9 protein-coding genes and 2 pseudogenes are annotated in these 11720 nt (G+C 42.8%); all 11 read left to right on the top strand.

The features are described from left to right. The first annotated feature begins 54 nt into the window (after positions 1-54). The 11 genes and pseudogenes from JMV76_RS03735 to JMV76_RS03685 all read left to right on the top strand — a co-directional run bounded on the left by JMV76_RS03735 (position 55) and on the right by JMV76_RS03685 (position 11700). Positions 55-1629 carry a transcription antitermination factor NusB gene (locus JMV76_RS03735; RefSeq protein WP_201501691.1) on the top strand — a complete coding sequence of 525 codons (1575 nt, stop codon included), beginning with the start codon at positions 55-57 and terminating at the stop codon, positions 1627-1629. A gap of 41 nt (positions 1630-1670) precedes the next feature. Next, positions 1671-3092: a threonine synthase gene (gene thrC / locus JMV76_RS03730; RefSeq protein WP_201501690.1), complete on the top strand. Its 1422-nt coding sequence runs from the start codon at positions 1671-1673 to the stop codon at positions 3090-3092. Between the two features lie 372 nt (positions 3093-3464). Continuing rightward, complete coding sequence (locus tag JMV76_RS03725; RefSeq protein WP_227690087.1) at positions 3465-4562, top strand: LysM peptidoglycan-binding domain-containing protein; 1098 nt, start codon at positions 3465-3467, stop codon at positions 4560-4562. Between the two features lie 76 nt (positions 4563-4638). Then, a pseudogene (dprA, locus tag JMV76_RS03720) lies at positions 4639-5874 on the top strand (DNA-processing protein DprA). Positions 5875-6218: 344 nt separating this feature from the next. Beyond that, positions 6219-6849: pseudogene (locus tag JMV76_RS03715) on the top strand (L-threonylcarbamoyladenylate synthase). 122 nt (positions 6850-6971) lie between these two features. Further along, complete coding sequence (locus JMV76_RS03710; RefSeq protein WP_194620509.1) at positions 6972-7490, top strand: GbsR/MarR family transcriptional regulator; 519 nt, start codon at positions 6972-6974, stop codon at positions 7488-7490. A 152-nt stretch (positions 7491-7642) separates the two neighbouring features. Beyond that, positions 7643-8596: a fatty acid desaturase family protein gene (locus JMV76_RS03705; RefSeq protein WP_201501689.1), complete on the top strand. Its 954-nt coding sequence runs from the start codon at positions 7643-7645 to the stop codon at positions 8594-8596. A 117-nt stretch (positions 8597-8713) separates the two neighbouring features. Further along, entirely contained in the window at positions 8714-9214 is a 501-nt protein-coding gene (locus JMV76_RS03700) for a hypothetical protein (protein ID WP_201501688.1), read from the top strand. 23 nt (positions 9215-9237) lie between these two features. Next, positions 9238-10203, top strand: coding sequence for a TIGR01777 family oxidoreductase (locus tag JMV76_RS03695; RefSeq protein ID WP_201501687.1), 966 nt, complete (start codon positions 9238-9240; stop codon positions 10201-10203). A gap of 83 nt (positions 10204-10286) precedes the next feature. Next, positions 10287-10733 (top strand): hypothetical protein, encoded by a 447-nt coding sequence (locus JMV76_RS03690; protein ID WP_045453899.1) that lies wholly within the window; start codon positions 10287-10289, stop codon positions 10731-10733. 115 nt (positions 10734-10848) lie between these two features. After that, the gene (locus JMV76_RS03685) at positions 10849-11700 is read left to right on the top strand and encodes a fatty acid desaturase family protein (protein WP_201501686.1); all 852 of its coding nucleotides are present in this window, start codon (positions 10849-10851) and stop codon (positions 11698-11700) included. The last annotated feature ends 20 nt before the right edge of the window (positions 11701-11720 follow it).

The raw sequence follows: 11720 nt of genomic DNA, 5'->3' as shown, positions 1-11720 counted from the left end.
CTAATCCAAATCGCACAAGACGCTAACTATTAGACGTCAAGGAAATTCAATTTAATGAGACAAACCAGCACTGCACCAAGAAATAACAAGCTCAAACCGTCAAGCAACCTTATCATGAATGGTAGCGTTCGCGTTCGCGTGATTCGCACTTTGCTGGCCATTCAAAATGGTCAGTCGCTAGCAAGCGTCCTTGATCCGTTACTAAATAGTCTGCATGATGGGGATAAAGGTTTTGCTCATGCGTTATTGCTAACGACGTTGCGCCAGTGGTATGCCCTTGAGCGTCTACTCGATAGTCTGGCTGATAACTCGATTGATGAAAAAGAAGTACGTACGACGATTCAAGTAGGTTTGACGCAGCTGCTCTATTTGCAAGTGGCTGACCATGCGGCAATTCATGAAACGGTTGAAGCAGCAAAAGAAATCGAATTTGCGCATGCGACGGGTTTAATCAATGCCATCTTGCGTAAGGTTGCTAAGAACCCAAGTAAATTCCGTAAAAAGTGTGATAAAAAGCACAGCTTACCCAATTGGCTTGCCTATCAGCTTAAGCAAGATTGGAGTGAGCAGTATGACGATTTGATGCAGGGTCTACGTCAACCTGCGCCAATGTTTTTGCGAGTGAATACAGCGGTTACCTCGGTAGAAGATTACCAGCAAGCATTGGTGGAGTTTGAAGTTGAAGTAGACTTAGTTGAGCTAACAAGTGGCTTACAACTCGACAACTCATCGGATACAGCCACTTCTAATAGTATATTAACCAAAGGTCTTAGACTACATCAAAGCACTGCAGTCAATGCCTTACCACAATTTGCCCACGGGGCGGCTAGTGTACAAGATATGCATGCTCAGCTTGCAGCACCGCTTATCCATAGCGCTCTACTCAATAAACTGAGTGTTAAAAACGATGATGCAGACGGCGATATGGATACGAGCAACAACGAGATCCGCATTTTAGATGCCTGTGCAGCGCCGGGTGGTAAGCTTGCTCATTGGTTAGAATTAATCAGCTCAGATGAGCAATCGCCTTTGTTTCACGTGAAACAAAACGATGAATTTGTTTCTCTAGTTTCGAAAGTGAAGCTAACTGCGATAGATAATGAAGCGCCGCGTATCGAGCGTATTTACGATAATTTACAGCGCTTGAATTTAAGTCAGCACGACTTACAGCAAGCTGAGAAAAATATTGAGCTCAATATTGTCTGTGCTGACGCGACGACATGGCAAGGGGCTGGTAAGAAAAAGAGCAAGCTCGTGTTTGACGCTATATTATTAGACTCACCTTGTACGGCGACTGGCGTGATTCGTCGCCATCCTGATATCAGTATCTTGCGTACTGAAGAAGACGTCGAACAAACCGCACTTTTGCAAGCCGATATCTTGCATAACCTTTGGCCGCAACTTAAGGTTGGCGGTTACCTGTTGTATGTTACTTGCTCTATCCTAAAGCAAGAGAACGTCGAGCAGATGCAGGATTTCATGACTCATTATAATAATGTAGAAGCCATTGAATTTAGCGACGATTGCAAGTGGGGTATCAAACAAGCGATTGGTCGCCAGTGCTTGCCAATTGATAGCAAGAGCGGTGATGGTTTTTATTATGCCTTGCTGCACAAAACTGCTGAATAAACTGTTTTAATTAATCATCTCATTGTAGACAGGACAATCTAATGAAATATATCAGTACCCGTGGTCAGACAGCGCCGATGGATTTTAGTGATGTGTTATTAATGGGTCTTGCACCAGACGGTGGTTTGATGTTGCCTGAGCACTATCCGAATATTGATAGTATGACGCTGACTGAATGGCGTGCGCTGAGCTACCCACAGCTTGCGATGGCGATTATGCAGCGCTTTGCCACGGATATTCCTGCGGCTGATTTGCAGGATATTATTGAACGCACTTATACCACTGAGGTGTTTGGCTCTGACGAGATTGTTCCTGTCCGCAAACTTGAAGACAATTTATATATTTTAGGCTTGTCGAATGGTCCGACGCTGGCATTTAAAGATGTTGCCATGCAGTTTTTGGGCAACGCCTTTGAATATGTGCTCAAGAGAAAAGACGCGCGTATTACTATTATTGGTGCAACCAGTGGCGATACGGGCAGTGCGGCAGAATATGCACTACGCGGTAAAGAAAATATCGAAGTCTTTATGCTGTCACCGCACGGCAAAATGAGCGAATTTCAGCGCGCGCAGATGTATAGCCTGACTGATAAAAATATCCATAATATTGCCATCGACGGTATGTTTGATGATTGCCAAGATATCGTCAAAGCATTACAACAAGATGCTGAATTTAAAGCGGCTTATAATCTAGGTACGGTTAACTCTATTAACTGGGGTCGTATCCTTGCGCAAATCGTTTATTACTTTAAAGCCTATTTTGCCGTCACTTCAAACAACGATGAAAAGGTGAGCTTTAGCGTGCCATCAGGCAACTTTGGTAATATTTGTGCCGGTCATATAGCACGAGAGATGGGTCTGCCGATTGAGCGTTTAATCGTCGCAACCAACGAAAACGATGTACTCAACGACTTCTTTAATCAAGGTGCTTATCAGCCGCGTCCGACTGAAAAAACCTATATTACTTCAAGTCCTTCAATGGATATCTCTAAAGCCTCTAACTTTGAGCGTTTTGTTTATCTCTTATTAGATAAAGACAGCGCCCGCGTTCATGAATTGTTTGAAGGTGTGAAATCTGGTCAAGGTTTTGATTTGTCTGACCTAATGGATGCGGTCAACACGCGCTATGGTTTTGCTGCGGGCAAATCTACCCATAGCGACCGCCTACAAACCATTAAAGCGCTGTATGAGCAGCATGGCGAACTGGTTGATCCGCACACTGCTGATGGCATCAAGGTTGCCAAAGAATTACAGCGCAAAGGCGAGGTGATTGTCTGTGCTGAGACCGCGCTGCCAGTCAAATTTGCAGATACTATCGTTGAAGCCATTGGTTCAATAGATATCGCACGCCCAGCCCATACCGAAGGCTTAGAAGCGTTACCGCAGCATGTGGTGGTGCTTGATAACAACGCTGAGCTAGTCGCTGAGCAAATTCGTCAGCATGTGATACCAAATCCAGCATAAATCAGAGTTGATTTTAATGCTTATTTTCATGAGGAACTCTATAAATTTCAATGACGAACTGTAGAAATAATATTCATATAAAAGTTACGCCATTGTAATAAAGTGTTTATGATTGTGTTATTGTAGATATAATTGTAGTATTAGAAATAGCGTCGGCGACTCATCATTTTGCTAGACGCTTTTTTAGTAATCATACCAGCCAATTACACTGAACAGCTGCCCTATAAGCGTCATGATAATCGTACGGTTAAGTCCTTTTACGACCCTCATTGCTTGTCACTATTTTAATGACAGTCAAAGATTAAGGTTAAGTAATAGATCTAAATGGTACTAATTGTGGCGACAACAGCGGTACATATTGTGGATATAACAATGAAGATGAGCTTAAAAACGATAGCAAAAGCACTGTTAATCACGACATTTAGTAGTGCAATGCTAATGAGTGCTGCCCACGCTAACAATCCACCACCAGCCATCAAAGCGGATGCGCCCAATCGCTATATCGTCAAAAAAGGCGATACGTTGTGGGACATATCAGGACGTTATTTAGACAGTCCGTGGCGCTGGAAAGAAATCTGGGCAACCAATAAGCAAATCAAAAACCCCAATCTTATTTATCCTAACGACATCCTTATCTTATGTGTGATTCAAGGTAAAACCTTGATTGGTGTTGATACTGGCGAAGGTTGTGCTGGGGTTGAAAAGCAGTTAACGGGTAACGTGGTATCTAGCACAGTCTCAGTCACTTCAACAGCCAACAGTATTCCACCGCTTCCGTGGTCTGCTATTCAACACTGGTTAGATAAGACAGTCATCGTTAATCCACAAGATTTTAATACCACGCCTTATATATTGGCCTCTAAAAAAGGCAACTTAATTACCGCTAGCGGCGATAAAGTGTATGCCAAAGGTGTGCCACTGATTGTCGGTCAGCGTTATGGTATTTACCGTGAAGGAGAGCTATATGTTGAGCCAAAAACCCAAGAAGTTATCGGTTTAGAGGTCACGCAAGTTGCGACGGGTTTGGTTACTTCGACAGAAACCAACGGCGTCAGCAGTTTGCAGCTCACCGACAGTTACGACAAAGAAGTGCGTGAAGGTGATCGCGTATTCGTTGAGTTGAATAACTCTATTCCACCTGTGTTTTATCCAGCCCCTGCAATTGTCAGTCGTGGTGGCATGATTGTCCGAGTCATGGACTCAATCAGCTCAGCGGCGAAGGGTAGTGTCGTTGCTATCAACTTAGGTAGTACCCATGGTGCTAAGCCTGGTGATGTATTGACTGTCTATCAAAAAGGGGCCTTGATCCGCGATACCAAAGACAATGACACGCCAGTACGCTTACCAAATGAGCCAAGCGGTATGGTCATGGTATTCAATACTTTCGATAATATTAGCTATGCTTATGTGCTTGATTCAGAGCTACCATTAAACGTCGGCGATCAGCTGTTACCACCGCCATATCTATAAATGAGTACACTATAAGTGAGAACATGCTTATTTTTGGACGGGATATACTAACTTAGCATATACGAGCTAGATGATTATGATGGCAGTTACTTCTTCTTTATCAGATGAGCAGCGCGCAGTACTGGCGCTGTGGACTGAGGTGAATGCATCATTATCTGCTTATCATAAGCTCATTACTTCTTTTGGCACAGCAGAGCTTGCTTGGTACGCCAAAGTAGATGCTTGGCGGCAATTGGGTATTCATCATAGCCATCTTGCCCGTCATTAACAGACAGAGCAAACGCAAGCCAGTATCGATAAAATACAGCAAGCGCTCATCGAAGGGCGCTACGGTCTGCTATTTGCTGACCAGCCTGATTATCCCGCCCAGCTCTCGCAAATCTATGACCCACCGCCTTTATTATTTTACCGAGGCAATAAATCGCGTTTGCGTCAAGCGCAAATCGCGATCGTCGGTAGCCGAAAACCCACTGCCCATGCCCAAAAAATCACCTTTGATATCGCACAATATTTGGCGCAAGCTGGTTATATCATCACCAGTGGTCTTGCCATGGGTGTCGATAAGCGCGCACATCTAGGCGCTTTAGCACAGGCAGACGCTGAATATCAAGGTCGAACGATTGGGGTAATGGGTACGGGTATTGAGGTCAATTATCCCAATCATCATGATAAATTGTTTGCCCAAATAATTGAGCAAGGCGGCTGTATTATTAGTGAGCTATTGCCGCATACAATGCCACATAAGCATACGTTTCCACGGCGTAATCGTTTGGTCGCTGGATTGAGCTTAGCAACGATTGTGACGGAGGCGACCATTCAGAGTGGTTCGCTGATTACCGCGCGTTTAACCTCGGAGCAGGGTAAGCAAGTTTTTGCCATTCCAAGTCATATTGATAATAGCAATGCAGAAGGCTGTCATCACCTGATACGTGAAGGTGCGACTTTAATTTATCATCCGCAGCAAGTGCTAGAGGATATCAATAGTCAGTTGCCATATAACAGTCATTCATTTCAATCAAATGTCTTATCTACATTGAATCGTAGTCAGACAGAAAACCCTTTAGAAAACGTTAGCAGTTCTACTGCAAATACTGGCAAGCTAGCATCATCCAATATTAAACCTTCTCCCAGTGCTATCGTCGTACCAGAGCATTTGATGCTTGTGTATGAGCAGCTTGATTGGCACGGGCAGGATTTAGATGCTCTGATTATCGCTACCAAACTTGCCACACCGCAGCTGATTGGACAGTTAATGGAGCTTGAATTATTAGGCATCATTAGTGTGCAAGGCGGACGGTATTTGCGCGTCTAAAATTGTACTTTCTATCGCTTTAGGCTTTTCACCTATCTACTGCCAAGTGATTGACGACAGTACAATCTAGGGCGTGTCATCAATTAGATTGTGAGGCTTAAAATGAGAAAAATTGTAGATAAACAAGGAAGAAATTGCCGTTAATATGAACATATTGACAAAATTTCTGACGATGTTTAGAAAAATTTAGCCATTTTAAGACCACTAAACGTACTAATGTGCTAATTGATGACACGCCCTAGGTAGCTGCTAATAAGGTCGCTTTAAACTTCGCTGCCCTAATTTTTCTTAGTCTTATGTTATGATGAGTGCTTAAATTTCTACCTTTTTGAAGCCTTCAAGCCATGGAAAAATACACATCTTTTACTACTGACTCTGTCATTCAAGCTGCCAAATGGCTTAAAGAAGGACAGCTACTTGCTTATCCCACCGAAAGCGTTTGGGGTATTGGTTGTGACGCTTATGACGAAGCAGCCGTTCAATGTATTTTATCCATTAAACAGCGTCCACAAGCCAAAGGCATGATCGTCATTACTGACAGCGCTGAGCGTTTAATGCCGTTACTAGAGCCTTTAGAAGAAGGTCTGCGCCAACAAATCATCAAGAGTTGGCAGGCAGATACTGACAGTATAGAGCTACAAGGTAAGCAAGCCCATACATGGCTACTGCCTATCCCTCAGACACTTGAAACGACTATCCCTCCTTGGATCACGGGGCAGCATCAAACAGTGGCGGTTAGAGTTATTGCGCATCCTATGATTCGTCAATTGTGCCAACAACTGGTCGACGTTCAAAACCCATTTGGACTATTGGTTTCCACAAGCTGTAATCCATCAGGGCAACCGCCTGCTATGACTTTCACTGATGCGTATGGGTATTTTTGGCGAGCAAATCAGCTACTTGCAGGCTGAAACATTAGGCTATACTTTACCGAGCCGAATGCGTGACGCAACCACGGGTTTAGTGATTCGTTAGCGCATGACAGTCAACCAAGTGATGAGTGTTATCTGTTGATTTCACTATTGACAGAAATAAAAGAATAGCGCAAGATAAGTCAATAAATAACCAAAACTTATAAAATAGAGTGCAGATTAATCATGAAACTGAATCCTGTGACCGAAAAATTTATCTTACATTGGGGTGAAATGGGCTCGCAGTGGGGCGTCAATCGCACCATGTCACAGATTCATGCGTTGTTATTCATCATTGGTAAGCCATTAAATGCTGAAGAAATTACCGACACACTTGGTGTTGCTCGCTCTAACGTCTCAAACAGTATTAAAGAGTTGCAGCATTGGGGCTTGGTACAAAAGGTTTCTATATTGGGTGATCGTCGCGATCACTTCACAACCAATACTGATGTTTGGGAGCTGGCACGCATCATCGTGGTTGAACGACAAAAGCGTGAGCTTGAGCCAACAGTACAGTTCTTACAAGAATTGATGGACAGTCCTGAATTTGAACATGAAAATAATGAGGTAAAGTCACGTATTCGTGATACCCAAGAATTCGTTAGTACCCTAACCACATGGTCATCTGAGATGCTTAAACTGCCCACAAGCATCCTCAAAAAAGTCCTAAAACTAGGCGCTAGTATTAAAAAGGTTTTACGTTAATAGCTGTGTAATTTAAAATAAAAAATTTGCAATACAATTTCTGTTTTGACAGAAATATATGTAATAAATATAAAAGCCAGTTGAGTTTAAGTGAGATAAGTTTCTATAAAATAGCAGCAACAAAAAATAGTAATAACAAATGGATGTGTAAAATGACAGTCAATCAGACACACGCTAATAAAGAGCCAGCCATTAAAAAGGCTGTTGCTGCAGTCGAGTGGCAAGACTTGTGCCAGTTAACGCGCGCTCAAATCGCTTACAACGTTATTTTGCCTTATCCATTTTTGTTGTTGTCTTGGTGGTTCGCCAGCCACTCATGGTATGTCTTAGCATGCGGGACTTCTTACTTATTTTTTGCTGCTGCTTTCCGCCAAGCCCATGATGGTTATCATCATAGTTTAGGGACAGCTAAAAGCACGACTACTGGAATATTACTGTTGCTCAGCGTACTACTAATGACCAGTTTGCACAGCATTCGAGCCACCCATATGGAACATCACCGCAATCCATTGGGCGATAGTGATATTGAAGGCAGTCTAGCAAAAGGCTCATGGTGGCAAGCGCTGCTCTACGGGATAACTTATCGATTGGATATTTATCGTCAAGGATTGCGTCTAAGTAGCCGTCGCAATCAAAAATTGGCGTGGCTAGAGTTTGCTTTGATTGGTTTAGTCGTCTTGGTTGCCTTCGTACTGACCGTATTTCCTTTAACTGTTCCTGCTCTGACCATGTTAGCGCAAGTATTGATATATCACCTACTGACCATGACGTTGGCCAATGCTAGCGTTGGCATCATTGCGGTGTGGGGCGTGCATCATGATTGTGATGAGACAATCGCCCGAACTGAGCGTAATCCAGTGGTCAATTTTCTAACTTTTAACTTGTTATATCACGTAGAGCACCATCTCTTTCCTGCTGTGCCATCCAATCATTTACCTGAGCTTGCCAAGCGTTTAGATGCAGCAGCGCCACATCTGACCAAAGCACATGTATTGCCAAGTATGGTTAACGTCATAGATTTTATTAATCATCGTTGGAACAAATTAAAGAATAAATCTCAAAATAGTAATGATAGTGACTGTCCTATTCGTAAGCGTTTTGCTTAATCAGTAGGCTAAATAAAATCAAGATACTTATCCACCAATTATCCACAGGAATTTCATTGGCTTTGGCAACGCCATATTTATACTTAATTAACGACGAATGTTAATAGGATAAATAGAATGAAAAGGAATAATGAGTTAGGTGTGTATCCTTATCTACAAGTGATTATTTTGTTTGCAGGGCTTGGTAGTATGATTGGTGGATTGATTGCAGAGCTGGCTCTATTGTTCATTTTTAGGAATGCGGATTTTGCCCAAATTGGTTACCAGCCATTACTCTATGTTGGTCTGCTTGGTTTTATTCCTGCTTTATTAACGGGTGTTATCGTCGCTTATAAGAATATATGGCGCGGTGATCATAAGAGTCTACGCACGACATTTTTAGTGGGGTTTATAACGTCAGCAGGTTATATGGGTGCAATCATCCTATATCTAGGCATCAACTCATGGATAGAGGTTGGCGTGCTATTGGCCTTTATGATTGGTATAGGATTGTTTGGCGCAATCAATTCAGCGATTGCCAGCCGCATTGCTTTACCAAAAGTACGTAAAAGTCATTTTGATATTAGTACTAAAAAAGTAGACGATGGCTATGACGGATTAAGTTTTACTAAACGATAAGCGAAAAATATAGGGAATAGAACATGAATATTTTAATCAGTGGTGGCTCAGGCTTTTTAGGCAGTGCTTTTAGTGACGAGCTTATCAAACGCTATCGTACGCAGGATAAGGACTTACACATTACATGGCTAACACGCGATAACAGCCAAACGCATCCTGACGCGATCAGCATGATGACCTACGATGAGCTAGCGAGTTCGGATAAAAGCTTTGATGTTATCTTAAACCTAGCAGGCGCAGGCATTGCTGACTCGCGCTGGAGCGATGCGCGCAAAGAGCAGTTGCTCGCCAGCCGTATCAAGCCTACCGAATCCTTATTGGCATTTATTAAGCGCACCAGTATTAAGCCCAAGCTAATGGTCAGCGGCTCTGCGATTGGCTGGTATGGCGCACAAGGCGATAAACCTCTTACCGAAAGCAGTGGTTTTGAAACTGATTTTGCCCATCAATTATGTCATGAATGGGAGCAGTTAGCGCTCAAAGCCACTGAACATGGCGTGCCTGTGGCTATCGTGCGTACGGGTGTGGTTATCCATCCTGATGGCGGGATGCTCGGTAAGTTATTAACCCCATTTAAAATGGGTGTCGGCGGACAGTTGGGTGATGGCAAACAAATCATGAGCTGGATCAGCCGTGAAGACTGGGTTGGGGCAGTGATATTCATCATTGAAAAGTATCTTGCTAATTATGCGGACACTCAGACTACTGATGAGCACTCGTTAGAAACTATCAATGATACGCCAGTGCTGGTGTATAACCTCACTGCGCCTAATCCAGTGACCAATCATACTTTTACCAAAACGCTTGGAGCATGGCTACACCGGCCCACCTTTTTTACCTTGCCAAATTTCTTACTTAAGCTAATTTTTGGTGAAATGTCGACGCTACTAATAGATGGACAAAAAGTATTGCCTCAAGCATTACAGGACGCAGGTTATGAGTTCCAACAGCCAACGATTAAGCAAGCTTTAGAAGAGCAGAAGTCATAGATACTTATGAAGGTTGTTTCATGTGAAACGTAGTTTTTATCATAGGATTCTTTGTTTCATGTGAAACCTAAAGAGGGGTTTTTATGAGTAAAGTTGATAGCAACGATACAGTTACTGTAACCAACTATCCAAAAGGTAAGGTGATAGGAGTTTATGGATTGTCGGGAGGTGCGATAGGTGGTTTGATTGTCTTCTTATATATGCTTGTAATTGACGGTAATATTTTTAGGCAAGAGTTAACAGATATTTTCAAAATGCTATTAGCTTCTATTGTAGGCGGATTCTTTTTTGGTTTGCTCCCTACGTTAGTAGCTGGATTAACTATATGTAAGTTGAAGATAGTCTTTGATTCCATCCTAAAAATAGTACCATTATTCTTCATTGGATTCTTTAGTACTTTTATATTTGCAGTTTGGATTATAGAAACAGATGTTTTTTTAGAGAAAATAATATTTGGATTGGTTGTTAGCTTGATAGGTGGAGCCAGCGCTGTAATTACAGGTCTTATCGCACTACCTAAATACAAATAAAATTTAAATAGTTATTTCACTATTAACAGAAATAAAGTAAATTAAAACAGCCGATTAAATTAAGCGGTCGCGCCAGCTAGACAGCTACTGCTTATCACCAAGTAAGGAGAACATCATGCGTCATCCTTCGTTAGCCAATATTGAATGGCAAGATTTGCGACAGCTTAGTCTTGGCGAGACTGTTTATAATATTTTCTTATCTTTGCCTTTTTTATTATTGTCATGGTGGAGCGCGTGGCAAGGGTGGTGGTTGCTTGCACTTGTGGCGACATTTTTCTTTTTTACTGCCGCACTGAGACAAGCCCATGATTGTTATCATCGAACGTTGGGAGTAGAGAAGCTTGCCACTGAAACCATGCTGTTTTTTCTCAGTATCACGATGCTCTGTAGCACGCATGCTATTCGGCACACACATCTCAATCATCATAGAGATCCACTGGGTGACAGCGATGTCGAGGGTAATTGGGCTCGTCTGCCTTGGTATCAGGCGATATTAGGCGGTGGTATTTTTTCGTTTATGATTCAGTGGTTTGGCTTGACGCATGGTAGTAGCCGCAATCGTATACTCGTTGGCTTTGATCTGTTGCTCATTTTCGCAGTGATCGCCACCGCTTTTATCACGATGCATCCAGTTTTGATGTATCACGTATTGGTAATGATATTGGCCAATACGATGGTAGGATTCTTTGCGGTATGGAGCGTCCATCATGGTTGCGATGAGGTGGTATATGCCCGTAGTGAGCGCCATCCATTGATTAATCTGTTGACTTTCAATTTGCTCTACCACATCGAGCATCATCTGTTCCCAGCTGTCCCGACCAATCATTTACCAACACTGGCGAAGCGCTTAGATGTTGCCGCACCGCAATGGACGCAGCAGCCAGTCATTCCCTTTTTAGCCGCAGCCAATGAGCACCAACAATCTAGCGTGACTCAAAAATCCAATGCCAGCCACCTTGATATTTAGTTATCACTCAGAAAGGAGTC

It is taken from the genome of Psychrobacter cibarius (assembly GCF_904845955.1).
Classification (GTDB): domain Bacteria; phylum Pseudomonadota; class Gammaproteobacteria; order Pseudomonadales; family Moraxellaceae; genus Psychrobacter; species Psychrobacter cibarius_B.
The sequence above is the reverse complement of the archived record's forward strand: the minus strand, read 5'-3'. Positions and strand labels throughout refer to the sequence as shown.